This is a genomic window from Chryseobacterium glaciei (assembly GCF_001648155.1).
GTDB classification, from domain to species: Bacteria; Bacteroidota; Bacteroidia; order Flavobacteriales; family Weeksellaceae; genus Chryseobacterium; species Chryseobacterium glaciei.
The window spans coordinates 4,805,253-4,821,280 of the sequence record NZ_CP015199.1; the positions used below are offsets into that span (position 1 = coordinate 4,805,253).

At 36.1% G+C, this 16,028-nt stretch carries 15 protein-coding genes; 4 read left to right on the top strand and 11 right to left on the bottom strand.

Annotation, left to right across the window (positions count from 1 at the left end; all coding sequences use genetic code 11):
* Positions 1–3: 3 nt before the first annotated feature.
* Both A0O34_RS21725 and A0O34_RS21730 read right to left on the bottom strand, forming a co-directional pair.
* On the bottom strand, positions 4–1,551 hold the full coding sequence (locus A0O34_RS21725) for a T9SS type A sorting domain-containing protein (RefSeq protein ID WP_066759906.1): 1,548 nt from the start codon (positions 1,549–1,551) through the stop codon (positions 4–6).
* Positions 1,552–2,038: 487 nt separating this feature from the next.
* Positions 2,039–3,754 (bottom strand): helix-turn-helix domain-containing protein, encoded by a 1,716-nt coding sequence (locus A0O34_RS21730; RefSeq protein WP_066759312.1) that lies wholly within the window; start codon positions 3,752–3,754, stop codon positions 2,039–2,041.
* 191 nt (positions 3,755–3,945) lie between these two features.
* Between A0O34_RS21730 and A0O34_RS21735 the strand changes: the two genes are divergently transcribed.
* From A0O34_RS21735 to A0O34_RS21750, 4 genes are read left to right on the top strand one after another with little or no spacing between them, the layout of a single operon-like run.
* Complete coding sequence (locus A0O34_RS21735) at positions 3,946–4,113, top strand: hypothetical protein (protein WP_157886102.1); 168 nt, start codon at positions 3,946–3,948, stop codon at positions 4,111–4,113.
* An 8-nt stretch (positions 4,114–4,121) separates the two neighbouring features.
* On the top strand, positions 4,122–6,278 hold the full coding sequence (locus A0O34_RS21740; RefSeq protein WP_066759315.1) for a prolyl oligopeptidase family serine peptidase: 2,157 nt from the start codon (positions 4,122–4,124) through the stop codon (positions 6,276–6,278).
* Positions 6,259–8,469 (top strand): lantibiotic dehydratase family protein, encoded by a 2,211-nt coding sequence (locus A0O34_RS21745; RefSeq protein WP_228394332.1) that lies wholly within the window; start codon positions 6,259–6,261, stop codon positions 8,467–8,469. Before A0O34_RS21740 ends, A0O34_RS21745 begins: the two co-directional genes overlap by 20 nt.
* A complete protein-coding gene (locus A0O34_RS21750; protein ID WP_066759317.1) occupies positions 8,469–9,302 on the top strand; it encodes a thiopeptide-type bacteriocin biosynthesis protein in 834 nt (277 codons plus the stop codon). Before A0O34_RS21745 ends, A0O34_RS21750 begins: the two co-directional genes overlap by 1 nt.
* 310 nt (positions 9,303–9,612) lie before the next feature.
* Here the strand turns inward: A0O34_RS21750 and A0O34_RS21755 are convergent, their stop codons facing one another.
* Genes A0O34_RS21755 through A0O34_RS21795 form a run of 9 tightly spaced genes read right to left on the bottom strand, consistent with a single transcriptional unit; the run spans position 9,613 to position 16,013 of the window.
* Positions 9,613–10,077 (bottom strand): DUF3872 domain-containing protein, encoded by a 465-nt coding sequence (locus tag A0O34_RS21755; protein ID WP_082891227.1) that lies wholly within the window; start codon positions 10,075–10,077, stop codon positions 9,613–9,615.
* Positions 10,078–10,095: 18 nt separating this feature from the next.
* Positions 10,096–10,659: a conjugal transfer protein TraO gene (locus tag A0O34_RS21760; RefSeq protein ID WP_066759323.1), complete on the bottom strand. Its 564-nt coding sequence runs from the start codon at positions 10,657–10,659 to the stop codon at positions 10,096–10,098.
* Between the two features lie 18 nt (positions 10,660–10,677).
* The gene (traN, locus tag A0O34_RS21765) at positions 10,678–11,601 is read right to left on the bottom strand and encodes a conjugative transposon protein TraN (RefSeq protein ID WP_066759325.1); all 924 of its coding nucleotides are present in this window, start codon (positions 11,599–11,601) and stop codon (positions 10,678–10,680) included.
* Positions 11,602–11,625: 24 nt separating this feature from the next.
* Positions 11,626–12,951: a conjugative transposon protein TraM gene (gene traM / locus A0O34_RS21770; protein WP_066759328.1), complete on the bottom strand. Its 1,326-nt coding sequence runs from the start codon at positions 12,949–12,951 to the stop codon at positions 11,626–11,628.
* A complete protein-coding gene (locus A0O34_RS21775; protein ID WP_066759329.1) occupies positions 12,938–13,231 on the bottom strand; it encodes a hypothetical protein in 294 nt (97 codons plus the stop codon). Before A0O34_RS21775 ends, traM begins: the two co-directional genes overlap by 14 nt.
* Before the next feature lie 13 nt (positions 13,232–13,244).
* Positions 13,245–13,676 carry a hypothetical protein gene (locus A0O34_RS21780; RefSeq protein ID WP_066759330.1) on the bottom strand — a complete coding sequence of 144 codons (432 nt, stop codon included), beginning with the start codon at positions 13,674–13,676 and terminating at the stop codon, positions 13,245–13,247.
* A gap of 10 nt (positions 13,677–13,686) precedes the next feature.
* The gene (gene traK / locus A0O34_RS21785) at positions 13,687–14,310 is read right to left on the bottom strand and encodes a conjugative transposon protein TraK (protein WP_066759331.1); all 624 of its coding nucleotides are present in this window, start codon (positions 14,308–14,310) and stop codon (positions 13,687–13,689) included.
* Positions 14,311–14,354: 44 nt separating this feature from the next.
* A complete protein-coding gene (gene traJ, locus A0O34_RS21790) occupies positions 14,355–15,347 on the bottom strand; it encodes a conjugative transposon protein TraJ (protein ID WP_066759335.1) in 993 nt (330 codons plus the stop codon).
* 36 nt (positions 15,348–15,383) lie between these two features.
* Complete coding sequence (locus A0O34_RS21795; protein WP_066759337.1) at positions 15,384–16,013, bottom strand: DUF4141 domain-containing protein; 630 nt, start codon at positions 16,011–16,013, stop codon at positions 15,384–15,386.
* Positions 16,014–16,028: the final 15 nt, after the last annotated feature.

Below are 16,028 nucleotides of genomic sequence, written 5' to 3' on the forward strand. Positions count from 1 at the left end.
GTTTTATTTCTTAATCAATTTTGCGTTAGCCGTTTTATTCGTATCAGTTTTTATAACAATCAAATAAGCCCCCTGAATCAAGTTCTGAGTATTGATTTTAGTCACTTTGTTTTTAGTTTTCAAACTTTGTAATTGTCGCCCACTCATATCGTACAAAATAATCTCAGCATCTTTGAAGTCAAATCCTATTTCCACATAAGCATAATCTGAGACAGGGTTAGGGTAAATTTTGATGTCTTGTTTTTCAATCAACTGGTCAATTTGTTTATCTCCTAATTTTATGATCTTCCAGTTTTCAGAGCCAAGCGTTTCGGCACTGGTTCCGGCTAAAATGATCGAGCCGTCTCTATTGAGCTTGATGTCTGAAAGTCTTTCTTCACGCTTACTTGACTCGCCTTTTACATATTTTCGCCACTGCTCATTACCATTCTGATCTAAATACAACATATAAAACTTTTCATCATCGGCTTCAATGCTACCCTCAGCTTGTGTGTAGCCCCCGATCAACACTCCTTTTGTAGTTTTATCATCGGAACTGTGTAGTACGCTCATTCCCATTAAAACATCTCTGCCACCAAAATTGTAAGATTTCTGCCAGATTTCATCACCTCTTTCGTTGAGCGAGATCAACCATAGATCCGTACCATCTTCAATTCCGACATTTTTATTTCCCGTTCGCCCAGATCTTGACTCACCACCAATGACGAATCCTGTAGCTGTTAAAGCCATTGTTCTCAAATGATCGTCGTCTTTTCCACCGTAGTTCTTTTCCCATTCTACCTTGCCATTTTTATCCAATTTTATGATATAATTGTCACCTTCGCCAAAGTTTTCTGTCTTTTTTGATCCTCCGATATCACCTCGTGAATAGATCCCTAATAAAGCACCACCATCTTTCGTTGGAATCATTTTTTCCACCTCATCAAGCGCTTTAGAGCCTAAAATAGTCTGAGACAGTTCTTTTCCATTTTTATCGAGTCTTACAATCAAAATATCCTTTGAACCGTAATTTTTAGGTGAGTTTTGTACATTTCCTGCAACAAAGAATCCTAAATCGGTCGTTTGAATAACGGCTCGTGCTTCTTCATCAGCTGTAGAGCCGATGGTTTTCTGCCAGATTTCATCGCCAAATTCATTAATTTTAATGATCCATATGTCTGAACCCCCTTTGGAATCGTTCTTTTTATCCAGCCCCTTCCCGCTGTAAGAAGTTCCTGCTAATAAATTTCCGCCTTCCTGTGTGGGTACATTAGCAGAAAGGTAGTCATGTCCATTTCCAACGAAATACTTTTCAAAGACCTGCTCTCCCTGCGGATTGAGTTTTATCAAGTGGAAATTGTAACCGTTTTTTTGCTTTGTGGTCGCTGAGCCTGTCGAAGCGCCAGACTGAATTGAACTTCCTGTAATTAAGTACTGTCCGTCAATAGTAGTGGTGACTTTTGATAAGAAATCTTGAGTACTGGATTTGATGTTTTTCTCCCAAACGATTTCCTGAGCTTTTGCGCTCGTAATTGCGCACAAAAAGAGCGCACATAAGTAAGTTTTTCTCATAAGCATTTATGTTTTATTTTTAAGATGTTAAATTAAAACAAAATTTTATTTCCCAGCATAAGGGTTTTTCCCATATTTTATTTGGGTATTTCACGGATACATATCCACTTTCAAAACATAATATTTTCATAACCTAGTTTTCTTAATTTCTTTGTGAAGCAAAGGTATAGCCTCATAGCGACAGAACCTGTCGTGTTATAATTGCATCGAAGAAATAAAAATTTTATTTTGATTTTTGGTTTAAAACGATTAATGCATCATCCAATCCCTGGCGGTATTGTATTTTTATGATCATTTTTCTGCTTTTCTATTTTTGTAAATGCGCGCATACAAAAAATAAATCCCTGGTGTTTAAATTCCTGGGCAAACATAAAGAAGTTTGGACACCCACGAAATAAAATGGTCTATGGATTCATGAATCCATAGACCATTTTATATTTTTTAATACACTTAAAACCAATGTATTAATACATTTTATAGGTTTATATTACAGGTTTTCTTTTTCAACCTCTTTTAGGTAAATAGTAAGCGGAGTTCCAGTCTTTTTTTTGAAAGCTGTAGTAAATGCCTGTTCATTATTATATCCTAATTCTTCTGCTATAATAGCTAATTTATAGGAACTGAATTTTTTGTCTTTTGCCAATCTGCTGATGGCATAATCTATACGTAAATCATTGAGATAGGCATTGAAGTTTTTTCCCTTATGGGTGTTGATGATCTCCGATAAATAATTGGAGTTAGTCTTTATTTTTTTAGCTAATGTGGCTAACGTAATCCCTTTTTTCAGGAAATGCTCTTTACTTTCAAACAGTTCTAATTCTTTAAGAATTGTTTTTGCGACCTCTTCAGCAATAACCCGTGTTGTTTTGTCTTTTAAATTTTCCTGCGGTTCAGTATAGGAAAGATTTTCGTTTTGAGTTTCAGTTTCTTTTCGAACTTTATGAGACTCGTACACAGAATGAACAAGATCCTGGGCGATTTTTCGGTGCTGTTTTTCAGATTTCTTGGTTTTGTAATAGAGATACACAAACAGCCAAAGAATCAAAGATAAAACGCCTAGACTAATGTAAAAAAATATTTTTTTGGTAGCTAATTCATTAATGATAGCCTCTTTTTCCTTTAGTAAATTAGGCTTATCATATCGCCTGGGCAGTTCTCTGGAAACATAACTAAACTCTGAATCTAATATTTGATCTATTGTTAGAAATCGCTCAATATAAAAAAGTTGTTTTTCCTTATCTTTTTTTTCTTTATAATAATCTATCAAATAGGTATATACTCTTCGGAGTTCAGGAAAAATGTAATCACTTTTTTGAATAAGGGAATCAATCTCTGCAAAATTTTGAACGGCTTTTTGTTTTTGTTTTATCCCTACATAAGATTCGCCTAAATAATAAAGTGTATAGTTTTTATTTCTTTCGTCATCAGTTGTAAAAAAATATTTTTTGCATTGTAGTAAATTATCAATAGCCATCTGATATTTTTTCAATTTCAAATGATAAGATCCTGATAAAATCAAATATTGATAATATCGATAGGTGTCTTTATTTTTAAAAACCCTCAATCCTCTATTAATTAAAGAATTGGCGGAATCTAGTTTATTAATTTCAATATAAGTATCTGCAAGGTTTACCCGTATTTTTTCTACTTCATTTTCGTTTAGATAATCCGCATTATCCATATAATACCTTAATATGAGGGCTGCTTCCAAGTGCTTCCCCACATAGTTGTTTAGATAGGCGATATTAGTTTCCGCCAAAGCAATTTGCCGTTTATTATTTCTCTGCTTTGCATATTTAAGTCCTATTATATAATTATTCAAGGCTTCTTTTTGATTATTAAATTTTAAAAATATATTAGCTTTTAATAGATAAATACGGGTAGGATATATGTCTTCGTTTATTTTTTTTGACACGACACTCATGCTGTCTATATATTTCAATGCATTTTCCTCATTTTCATTGACATACATAAATGCATATCCTTCCGCTATTTGAGAATTATTCTTTTCCTGTTTAGCTTTAGATAGATAGTATTGTGCGATAAGCTTTGATTCGTCAGATTTTCCATCATAATTATAGTCATAAAATTTTTCTTGCAATTCTTGATAAGTATAATTTTTTAAAGAATCTGTTTTGATGTTTGTTTGAGCATAAAGCAAATTATAGCCTATAAGGAATAATATGAGGGCTTGTATTTTCATTGTGTTGTGAATTCTTTTCTGTTAGTGCAAAAATATTGCTTTATTTAATATGAAAAACAAAGTAGAGCCAAATTAACCAAATAGCTCTTAAACATACCAAGAAAGCAATATTTTACAGAATTCATAGATATGTTTTGGCTCAAATTGGAAAATTATTATTTTCTTTGTATTCTAACAAAAATTTATTTACAATGAAAAAAGAACCGAAAAATGAAAAAAAATTATCTCTAAAAAAATTACAAATAGTTAAAATTGCCAACCCAAACAAAATATTTGGTGGTACCAGACAAAATGTTAATGACTGTGGTGATCCAAATAATGCAAGTAATCATCAAGGAGGTTTTGATACTAGTAGATAATTTTTAGTATGAAAGGTATAATATTTATTGTTGCCATTTTTCTTTTTGGTATAACAAAAGCCCAGTTGACAAATGCAGCTCCTTCTCAGCCTGTTTCCACTAATTATTTTGGCAATACAGTTATTGATGAATATAGAAATTTTGAAAATTTAAAAGATACTAAGGTGCTTGACTGGATGCAGTCACAAACTGATTACACCAACACTATTCTAATTAAAATTCCTAACAGAAACTATTATGTGGAACAAAGGCTGGAGTTAGACAAAAGACAAGGCTATTCTATATTAGATTTTAAAATTACTAACAACAATAAATATTTTTACCTTAAAAAAAATGCAGATGAAAAAACAGCTAAGGTATATTATAGAGCTAACTTTAATGAACAAGAAGAATTATTATATGATCCTTATGATTATGTAGTTACATTAATAAGCCCTAGTTGGGACGGAAGTAAACTTGCTATTTCTTTATCTGAAAAAGGAAAAGAAATTTCAAAAATTATTGTGATGGAGGTAAAAAGCAAGAATATCTATCCTCAGACTATTACCCAGGCAAATCCAGGCTCCGTTGGAGGAATAAAATGGTTAGAAGATAATTCAGGTTTTTTTTATGTGTATTATCCTGTGGTTGATATAACTTCTAATGCATTTGGCAAAGACACTCAATCTATTTTATATAAAATAGGAGAAGATCCTAACAAAAGGAATGACATTTTTTCCAACACGGTTAATCCGGACTTAAAAATCAGCAATGATGTCGCTCCTGCTATATTAGCTTTCAATTCAGATGATCAGTATTATATTGGAATGCTAGTGGATGCAGAAGATTTTCGGAGAACATTTATTATTAGAAAGAAGGATTTATTAAAAGGTCAAAAAAATTGGACCCCATTATATGATAAAAATGATAAGGTATATTACATCAGATTATCTGGTGATGATCTTTATTTTTTATCCGGATATAATTCTCCAAATTATAAATTATGCAAAACAAACATAAAACAACCTAACTTTAAAAATCCTCAAATTTTAGTTTCGGAAAAAAAAGACGAAGTTATTAAGGGATATACTATAAATAAAGATGGTATTTATTTTACCACTACAAAAAATGGTGTAGAAGCAAAATTATATCTATACAAAGATGGAAAGGAAATCGCTATAAAGCTTCCCTACGCATCTGGAAATGTGAATTTACAGTCAAAAGGGAAAGATTTTTCAGACATTTGGATCACTTGCTCGGGGTGGACCAATGAAGAACAACGTTTTAGATATGATTTAGAAAATAATTCTTTTATTCCAGAAAATTTAACCCCTGTCACAGAGTATCCTGAATTTAAAGATATTGTTGTAGAAGAGCTTTCAGTGAAATCCGAAGATGGTCAAGACATTCCGTTGTCTTTAATTTATAATAAAAACCTTGTTAAAAATGGTACGGCTCCAACTTTAATAGACGCTTACGGAGCCTATGGAATCTCAAGGAGTCCTTTTTTTGCTAAAACTTATTTATTATGGGCAAATCAAGGCGGTATGGTGGCCATTGCTCATGTAAGAGGAGGTGGCGAAAAAGGAGAAAAATGGCATTTGGGAGGTTATAAAGACACAAAGGCTAATTCTTGGAAGGATTTGATTGATTGTACAGAATATCTAATTAAAGAAAATTACACTTCAAAAGATAAAACTGCTATCTGGGGAACTAGTGCAGGAGGGATTGCCGTAGGTAGAGCAATGGCTGAAAGACCGGACTTATTCAAAGCCGCAATTGTTGAAGTGGGGATGACAAATATGCTTAGGTTTGAAAATACACCAAATGGAGAGGGCAATATTAAAGAATTTGGTACAGCTACAAATCCAAATGATTTTAAAGCTTTATTAGGAATGGATGCTTATCAGCATATAAAAAATGGAGTCAAATATCCCGCAACCTTTATAACCGGAGGTATTAATGACAACAGAGTAATTGTATGGCAGCCTGCAAAATTTGCAGCTAAACTGATGGCAAACAATGCTTCGACTAATCCTATCCTTTTAAAAATTGATTATGAAGGCGGGCATGGTAATAATATCCCTCTTTCACAAAGATATGCTGGTCTAAGTGACATTTTTGCTTTTACATTATGGCAATTAGGTCATCCTGATTACCAGCCCAATGAAAATACAAAACAATAAAATGTCTCGTTTCCCGTATCATTTTTTTGATGAGTTCGTCATTCGTACTCCTCTATTTTCATGCAAAGACTTTCGAGAAAAGGTAAAAAACGATGAAATTTCAGATGCAGCATTAAAAGAAATAGGTACAGATCCTATTTTTCAGGAAGCCATATATCTTGCATCTCCTTATCTATATGAAAAATTACTTCATTGGCTGAATTCAGGAAAAGAACTCACCCCAAAAAACCTTCAAAAACTTAAAAATACCATCCTTAAATATTACAGCAGAATGAGTACACGCTGTACCCCATTTGGTTTATTTTCAGAAGTTGGATTGGGAAAATTCAAAAGAGAAGAGCATAATACTTCCCTTCCATCAACACCAATTCGAGATACCAAACTGGATATGCATTTTCTGGTCGCTCTCTCTCAGCATTTAGCAAAAAAAACGGAAATTAGAACACTACTTTTATACTTTCCGAATAGCAGCATACATAGAGTTGGCCATCACCTCCGTTATATGGAATATGAATACACCAACGGAAAAAGAGACTACATAATTTCATCTGCTCCACTTTCATCCGAACTAGAACAAGTAATAAACTTTAGTCAGCAAGGCAAAACGATTAAACAAATTGTTGATACGCTCATTAACGATGAGATCACCTCAGAAGATGCAGAAGAATTTATAGAAGAACTCATAGATAATCAGGTTTTGATAAGCGAGATAGAACCTAGTGTTTCCGGGGAAGATTTTTTAGATACAATCATTTCTGTATTGATGAAAATCGGAGCAATAAAAGAATCTGAAATTTTAATTTCGATACAAAATGAACTGGCAGCATTAGATCAGAATATAGGAAATCCTGCCGAAAAATACACTGAAATTGAAAATTTGATCAAATCTTTTCATGTAGAATACGAACCTAATTTTCTTTTTCAAACTGATCTATATTCCAACAATGAATATGTACTTACTCCACACTGGAAGGTGACATTAAAAAAAGGAATCCGCTTTTTAAACAAAATAACACTGCTTAATAAAGACACTCATTTAGAACAGTTCAAAAAAACTTTTTATGAAAGATTTGAAACAGAGGAAGTCCCCTTAAACTATGCTCTGGATACAGAAATAGGAATTGGTTACAGGCAGGATGTATCCACAAAAGGAATTCACCCTTATATTCAAGATCTTAAACTTCCTAGAGCTCTGGAAAAGCTAAACTTAAAAATCCAACTTGATCCAATACAGCAGGTATTAAATAATAAGGTCCAGGAGGCTTTAGCCGAGAACCAATACAGCATCGACTTAATAGATGATGATTTTAGAGATTTTGATGAAAACTGGCAGGATCTTCCGGATACTTTATCATTTATAACTGAAATTATTTCGGAAAAGGGAGAGCAAAAGCTATTTATTGGAAACGGTGGCGGATGCAGTGCCGCTAATTTGTTGGCAAGGTTTTGTTCGGAAAAATCAGAGGTACAAAATTTAGTAAAAACTATTGCAAAAAAAGAAGAAGAGATAAATTCCAACTCTGTTTTAGCAGAAATTATTCATTTACCTGAAGCGCGAATTGGAAATGTCATTAGAAGACCTACATTACGACAGTATGAGATTCCTTACTTGGCAAAATCAATATTGCCTATCAAAAATCAAATTTCGGTAGACGATCTATACATTTCCTTGAAAAACGATCGAATTGTATTACGGTCTAAAAAACTCAATAAAGAAATCAGCCCTTATTTAACTAATGCTCATAATTATTCGGCAAATCCTCTTCCTGTCTATCATTTTTTATGCGATCTCCATTCACAAAATGCAAGAACAGGTTTGTATTTTAATTGGCGAGATCTGAAACATATTTATCAGTTTTTGCCGAGAATAGAATACAGAAATATCATTCTTTCAAAAGCCTGGTGGAAAATGACAGCACAGGAACTCAATCAGTTTTCACCACTGACCAATAATAAGGAACAGCTTCTTTTTAGCATCAATGAGTGGCGAAAGAAAAGACAGCTCCCTCGATGGGTACAATGGATAAAATCTGATAATAAGCTTATTATTAATCTGGAAAACTATGATATGACCAAGATGTTTATTGATGCTGTAAAAAATGAAGAATCGATCATTATTGAAGAATTTCTGTATAATGAAAATGATGATTTTATGCATCAGTATATATTCCCACTGTATAAAGGAAACTGATGAAAACGATTAGAAAATTTTTTCCAGGAAGTGAATGGCTGTACCTTAAAATCTATACGGGAGTGAAAACTTCGGATATTATTTTGGAAGAAATAATACAACCTTTGATAGAAAATTTTCAGTGTGAGAAGTACATTCAAAAATGGTTTTTCATTCGCTACAATGACCCCAAATCGCATGTAAGGATAAGGTTTGAGCTAAGCAGCATCAAAAATTACAACGCTGTTACAGATCAAATTAATAAAGCGCTGCAAGGGTATTTAGAGAGTGGAGAGATCTCAAATATTGTGTTTGAGACCTATAACAGGGAAATTGAAAGATATGGAGAAAATACGATTGAAGATACTGAAACCCTATTTCACAAAAACAGTGAATTTACTTTACAATGTTTAAATTACAATGATGAGGAAAAACTGACGGTAAGTCTTTTTTATATTGATGAAGTTTTAAACAGGCTCAATTTATCTGTCCAAGAGAAAATGGAATGGATGAGAGATTACAATGCTTCTTTCAAAAACGAGTTTAATGCCGATAAAAAGCTCAATTCTCAATTAGATAAAAAATTCAGAGCTTTCAAACCTATTTTTTTAGATTTTATCGGTTCACAGGAATTTTCAGATGAAAGAAATATGATCAGTCTTCATATTGAGGAATGTTCTATTGTACTACAAAATATTCTTAAACTTAGCAAAAATCAGTCTTTGCAGAACTTTATTCAAAGTGTATTCCACATGAATATCAACAGGCTTTTCATCTCTGATCAAAGGTTATTTGAAATGATTATATATGATTATCTATACAGATATTATAAAATGAAGGCTTTTTTGAAATAATAGTCATTAAAGTAGATTTTCTGTCAATATTTTTTACTTGAAATACATCTACACTTCATCCCGATCCTTCCAAATCTCCATTTTTTAGAACTTTTTTCATTGAAAGTTTTGATGAAGAGTTAATTTCATATGTTAATTACGCAATGGATATATTTTAGTGTTAAAATTATTATTACCTCTTTAACAATCATGACTGATTAGTATTCAATTCATTGGTCATAAAAATGTAAAATGTTAGACTATAGTTTTTTATTTAAAAGTGTCTGCACTAAATAGTACAGACACTTTTTTTAAGGACATGAGCTACTTACTATTCCTTTCCTTTGTCATTAAACTGAAAACTTACTTTCTGTTCATGACCTTTAGTGTCAGATACCCAGATATCAAAAGCTTGCGTAACAGTAGACTCTGAAACATAATGTAACCTGAAGATTTGCTCAGGCAATAGATATGAATCATTGGGCTTTAATGTCAACATTTTACCGCTTCCTAAAAGAAGTTTTCCGGAACCGTCAACTTGAAAATAACGGATGTAGTATTTGGTATTTTCATAATTACCTTCTGCTTTAATGGTACATCTGATGGTTACGGTCTCTCCTTTAGCAATGCTCTTAGGAACAGGCATCACCTCAAATTCAAAAGGAAAATCTGTTTGGATCTCGAGTTGCTTGTCGCAGGAATTGAGGGCAAATACAAATAGTAATAAAGTGACTGTTGATGTTATGAAAATCAACCTTTTTATAAAAGATCTTTTTTCTATATCATATTTATTCATTTTTTTTAGGTTTAAAAGTTAAAAAATATAGCGTAGTCCTATGCCTGCCGATGGTCTGAGCCTTTCGACGGAAGTACCCCAGACTACCTTGGTTCTCCCCTGTAAAAGCATTACGATGTGATCATTTAGATAGGTTTCCAATGATAGACGTAACCCACCCCCATAAATAAAGCTATCCTTATTCTGAATGACGGCTCCATTGGGTAACATCTTCTCACTTTTGTTGATCACTTCATATCCGACAACTCCGGTAATGCCTAAATTCAAAGAGATATTCTTTGCCCAATCACCTAGCAGCACAAAGCTGTATCCACCTTCAGCAGCGTACGTTTCAACTGGAACGGAATAACTTTCGAACTCGTGATTCTTGTGAGAGTATTCAACAGCCCATAGCTGATAGTTCCCATTTTTTCCGTTGATCGTCATTCCTGCCTGGATATAGAAAAAGTCATGTAACGGCTTCTTATCGGAGATCAGCCCAATACTTGCTTCAAATCCTTTCTGCCCCTTGATCAGCCGTTGCGCATAGAGGCTCGTTGTGCTGACTATAAGCATTATTATGGTAAAAATATACGTATTCATTTCGATGAGTTTTAAAAGTTAAAAGATTAGTTTCAGATCAGTGACAGGCTTTGCATGGATCAGATCCATGTTTTCCACTTCTACTCTTTGATGCCTGCCGCCGTTCTTTTCGAATATTTCAATGACTAAAATCTTATCATCAGCCAAAGTGAATTGATCCAAAAGAAAAACATTCCGTTCCGTACGACCATTTTTTACATCTGTTAAGGGTAGATAGGTTCTTAATGGGATGAGTTCATTCTCCTGTACAGCGGTTCTTTTGGATGTCTTTTTATCCGCAATCTTGAAGATCATAAAGTCCACCGGAAATGGCACACTGGTTTCATTTCTCAGTTCTGTATGAAAATAGTACTTCCCGTTGTAGATATAAATACCTTTTAGTACGAAACTGATTCCGAAGCTGAAGGAACCAATGTGTTTCAGCAGCTTTTTATTTTTGGTGTAAATGGCTTTCAAAGCAGCCTGAGTTAAAGACGGCTGGTTACTGCCAAGATCTTCAAAAAGTACATCATTTACCTTTTCTTTCTCCTGGATTTGAAGCATTTTTTGTACATCATAGTTCAAAGTGGCGGGACAACAGCTGTAGAACACATCAAAATTGTAGAAACGTCCATCTTCGGTAATCACAGAAAAATTGGTTTCGGATTCAAAATTTCGCACTGCGGCTTTAACACGGAGGACATTTTCTGCTTCATCCGCTTTTCCGGCGATCAGATTTTCACTTCCCAGATCCACATATCTGATCTTGGATGGAAATATAATATGGGTGGTTTTATCATAGGTTACCGTCAGCCAGTAGGGTTCTACTCTACCTGTTTTAAGCCTTGATTCTGTCGTAAGGGTATCAGCAGGTGGTATGCTGTCCTGCTGCTGAGCATGGAGTTGTATAGTAAAGATTGCCAGAAATGTCACCATGAGCAAACTTTTTATTAAGTATTTCATATTGTTTGGTTTTTGTATTAAACATTATTTTTTGGAAACAAGGAATACCTGATACCCTGCTTTGAGGGTGATTTTTGGCATTCTTATCTTTTTTGAGAAGTATCCGGAGATCCCCTGTACGACACTTTTGCTAAGATCAGAGGTAATCTGCTGTCCTGCTGTAGAACTTAATGAAATGCTGGTTCCTCCTGTGTTTCCCATATTGGCGGCCATTTCAGTAAGGGCGCTTCGCTCGGGAGAATACGGAACTGCCAGTCCCGGTTGTCCGTCCAGATCGTAGGCTGTGAGTTCTACAGGAATGATGTTGCCTTTAAATTCTATGGATTGAATTAAAAGCTGAAGCCTTGTTCCCTGGAATTTGGCAATGGCCGTCAATACCGTTCCTTTAGGAATCGCCAACTTTGATAATATAATTGCATCCAATAATCTTATACGGACTGCCTGTTCGGCAGTGATGCTCTGGGTTTCATGAACACAAGCTCGGATACTGTTAATTGCCTGCGGAGCCTGTGCTACCGTTCCGGCAGTATAAAAGTTTCTGTTTTTCGCCTGGCTTAATTCAGCAATCCATGCGCTGTCAGTAGGTTCCCGATACAAAGCCGATACGATATTGCTTTTTGCCGGATATAAAGCAGCAAGCGAAACCTTTTGTTTCACTGGTTTAGCGCTGTCCATTTTATCCGTCCCTTTTTCGGGCGCACCCTCTATTTTAGGAACATTTCCCGTTGTCGGAAAATATTTAGCAGCCATTTGATACGATTTTTCCATGAGTGCCAGCTGACTTTCTACCGGATTCGACGGTGCTTCTTCTTTTTGAGCCAATTGTGCTTTTAAAGCTCTTACTTCACTTTGCAGCTGGGTAGTTGGCCCTTTGTCCTCATAAAAATTACCCAATGTCCCCTGAATATTCCGGTAACTGTTGAGTGCTTTATCTTCATGAGTAGGCACAGAACCCCCATTATGAGTCCCTGAATTGGTCATCTCTGATGATGAAGCGGCACTATCTGTATTCCAATATTCTGACAGGGCATTCAGTGACTGCTTTTTTTCAAGTTCCTTTTGGTCTAACAGATCAGCTTCATAGGCTTTACTTTTATCAGCCTGCATTCCTGTTTCTGTAGCCTGTGGAACAGCTTCATTGAGTCCCGCTTGTTCCAGCTCTTTGCCATCCGAAGAAGGCCTGAATATCAGACACATGCATCCGAGAAAGACAATGCCCATCAATATAAAGATGAGTGGTTTCTTCAGCTTTTGTATGTTGTTGCCTTGACCTACTTCTGTATCTGCGTTTCCTTTCTGGCTCACCTCGGTAAGCCTTACGGTTGCTTTATCTTTTTCATTGTCTTTCATGATCTTGATTTTTTATGGGTTTTGATGATGAATCTCTTAACTCTGAATCTTCCTGTTGCTGTCTCAGCACCGGATTACGAATGTGACCTTCTACCGGATTATGTTTTCGGGTTTCATTTTTTGCATCATACCAGACTGTCATCACGACACCTCCCGTCAAGAGCAGGTATCCAGCGAAAAAAAGGATCACAAACTTTTTTTGTTTCCTGGCAGAAAGCTTCTGCCAGCGTTCTTCCAATCTCCTTTCACAGGAGTTGAGAAATATTCTTAGCTTTTTCATATGGTAATTTTTTTTATAGCCCGAAACGCTTGATACGGGGAGCTACCTTGTTGGCCCGCACTTCATCACTAACCATTGCCACGGCCTCTTTTGCATGTGGCACAGCAGCCATAGGTAGGTTTGTTAATTCCGACTGTCGCAATAATTGACCGAACTGGTCTTTTTTGGTAATCTCCACTTTTTGAAGATCAAATTTTCCGTTATGGTGTTGAACCCACATACAACATTGAACCCTTGGTTTGTCTTCTCCTGTCCATTGCAAATAGGTGGTTAACAACAATTCTCCCTTGGGCAGGCTTTCCAACCCTCGTTGACAGTTTTCCAGGTATTCGCTCATACTGTCCTTCAATCTACCCGGATACGCTCCCTGTGTTTGAAAGTAACCATTGTAACCCTTATCAATAAGGATCTTCGCGAACGTCTCCAAATCATGTAGTTTTTCCATAATCCTATTTTTAGCGTTCTGTGACTCTCAAGTCCTTATTCTCGATTACACTGAATTTTTCAATGTTAAATCCTTGTGGGTTCGTGTCTGAACGGACGGAATTCAGGAGATAGCACGAAGTGACCAGGCTCCGTTCGGTTAGATTACTGGAACGGATGATGTATTGCCTCGCAAATGTTTTAACAGCATACGGATACGTGTCAAAGTTGCACTGTACACTGTCCACTTCAATGCGTTGCTGAATATTACCAGAAATGATCCGGTTGTAATACCCTTTTTCTGACAGGTCTTTGTAATAATTGAAGGCACTCTTATCAGCCATATTAAATGCTCTTTTCATGTTGCTTTCGATCGCATTTTTGTCAGGCGCCAGGGTAAAAAACAATTCATGAAAACGGCGGACATGCTCACGCGCTTCTACAGGACGGTTGATGGCAGCATCCTGAGAGAGTGCCAACATGAGTGATTTACCATTATCAAGCACGTAGATCTTTTGTCTTTGTGCTTCTGCGAAGCGGTAGGAGTGCCAGATGGCATAACCCACCACTGCAATACACAGTACGGCAAATATTAAGGCATACAACCTGATCTGCCTGAAACTGTTCTCTATATTTCTGAGGGTTTTAAATTCCATTTTTTTACTATTTATACATTATTGTTTCAGATGGTTAGGATTGATTATTTAAGAAGTTGGCCTCCGACATTACCCGCTGCAGCTCCGGCCCCTGCGCCAGCAACATTACCTGCTTTTTGTGCCGTCTGGGTTACATTACGCATGAAATTACCAGCACCACCCGCCTGAATCACCCAGCCCGTTACCGTTGGTACCGTGAAGTATCCCACAATTCCAATAATCATAAATATGGTGTAGATGGTACTTGAGCCGTCAGGAATGAAATTGGGATCTGACAGACTTTGGATATCTTTTTCCAGCATCAAAGATTGTAGCTTCGCAAGCATGGCACTAAAAATATCCGCAACGGGAAGCCATAAATACACACTGACATATCTTGATATCCATTGGTTTAATGTGGACTGGAAACCATCCCAAACCGAGATGGCGAAGGCAATGGGGCCGAGGATAGACAGCACAATCAGAAAGAAGGTTCGAATGGTATCAATAACCAAAGCTGCTGCCTGAAACAGAATCTCCAGCAAATCTCTGAACCAGTTTTTTATGGTCTGCTCCAATTCATAGCTCTGTCTTTCCATATACATTCCCGCCATTGTTCCCAGATCTGAGGGAGACCATCCCAGCTCATCGAGCTTTTTATCAAACTCCTCATCGGAGATCAAATAAGCCTGCTCAGGATTTCGGAGCATGGCTTCCCGTTCCAATTGGTCTTTTTGGGCCTGGAGTTTATTAAGATCCAATACCTGGTTTTCCAACATTTCGTGAGTTCCTGTTACTACAGGGCTCAGTACCCCATTGATGGTTCCCAGCACGATCGTTGGAAAAAACATGATACAGATCCCCAAGGCAAATGGTCGTAGGAGGGGAAACACATCGATAGGTTCAGCCCGGCTCAATGCCTGCCAAACCTTCAATGCAACATAGAACAAGGCACCCAGGCCCGCAACACCTTTGGCCACTGCCGCCATGGTGGCGGACAGTGGAAGCATCTCGTCGTATAACGAGCGCAAAATTTCATGAAGATTTTCAAAGTCCATAATGATAGATTTTAAAGGGTTTATAAATAAAAAGGGCTACCAATATTTTTGATTAGCAGTACCATATAATTGCAGTACACGCTGTCCGTCATTTTTCTTTTTCGCTCTCAGATAGCTGACAGAAATATTTTTGTTCGTATAGTAGCGCACCAGTTTATGGTACTCACTTACCTCTTTATACACCCTGTCAATAATTTCCATGCGCTCTTTATCATTCATCGAAAGGGATGAAGAATTAACGATCTGTTTTAAATCACTTAGTAACCCTCCACTTTCATTTAATAATTTGGAATAGCCGAAGGCAATCGCTGTTAATTCCTGTGGAGAAAAGTTGGGATCATTCATCATTTTGCCAAAGCTCTCCACATACATTTCTGAAATATTACCGACCATTAGTACCGTTTGCTGCACTTTTCGGGCATCCTTTACCAGATTATTGACCGCTTTAAGCTTGTCATAATATTCTTTCCCCTGCTCATACACTTTTTTCACTTCATTGAAATTTTTGACCACATTAGACACTGTATTGGAAGTCTGTACAATTTCATTGGCAGAGTTCAGAATACCTGATGCCAGATTGGTCGGATCAGTGACCACAAATTGTGCTTTTGCCGGTGAGAAGCCCAATAGAAGGGCTGTACTCACCAATACCATGAATTTTTTCATTGTTTTGGATTTTAA